Annotated in this window: 1 pseudogene; it reads right to left on the reverse strand. The window is 65.2% G+C overall.

The features are described from left to right. Positions 1–143: 143 nt before the first annotated feature. A pseudogene (locus tag ACYVDE_RS24880) lies at positions 144–784 on the reverse strand (serine hydrolase); the annotation flags it as partial.

The raw sequence follows: 784 nt of genomic DNA on the forward strand, positions 1-784 counted from the left end.
CTGCTGCCCCGCGCCTGGCGCGACGCCGCCTACCACTTCGTGGCCCGGCACCGCTACCGCTGGTTTGGCCGGCAGGAAAGCTGCTGGCTGCCCACGCCCGAGCTGAAAGCCCGGTTTTTGTAGGGTGCTCCGCCTCGCGGCACCTACCGTCCCTCAACGCGCCGCCGCAATTCGGCTTCGTACACGCGCCGACCCAGGTCGCGTAGAAAAGGGAAGCCGATGCTATCGTACTCGTATTTATCGTCGTTCAATACGCCGTCGGCATTCACGTAGAGCACTGCGCTGAGCAGAAATTCGACGCCGTGGGCTTCGTCCTGCACGTAGGCGTTGTCGATGAGGAAGCCGTAGGCCTGCCCGATTTTATTGAACACCCGCACGCCCGGCGGCAATGGCGCCAGCCCGGCCCCGCCCAGCAGAAACTTGGCGTAGGTATCAGGAAAATGCGCTGCGTCGTACTGTGGGTACTGGCTTTCGCGCGGCAGCTCCGAGAGGGCGGCGCGCATGCGGGCGTAGTCGTCAGGGCCGAGGCGCAGGCGTTGGGCGGGCGGCACTGTTTCGGGGAATAGTATGGTGCGCAGCAGGCGCTGCTGGTCGGGCAACGAAAAGGCGTTTTTCTGACTGAAACCCATCGGACCGGGAACTTGCTGGTCGCCTTTCATATACGCCTGCCCAATGCCTTCGCCGCGCAGCCCCAGCCGGGGCCACGGGCCGCCGTAGTAAGCAGCGGGCTGCGCGTAGAGCAGCTGCGCGGCGGTCGTATCGGCGAAAAAGCGCACGGGGTTGG

This window comes from Hymenobacter agri, from assembly GCF_054778495.1.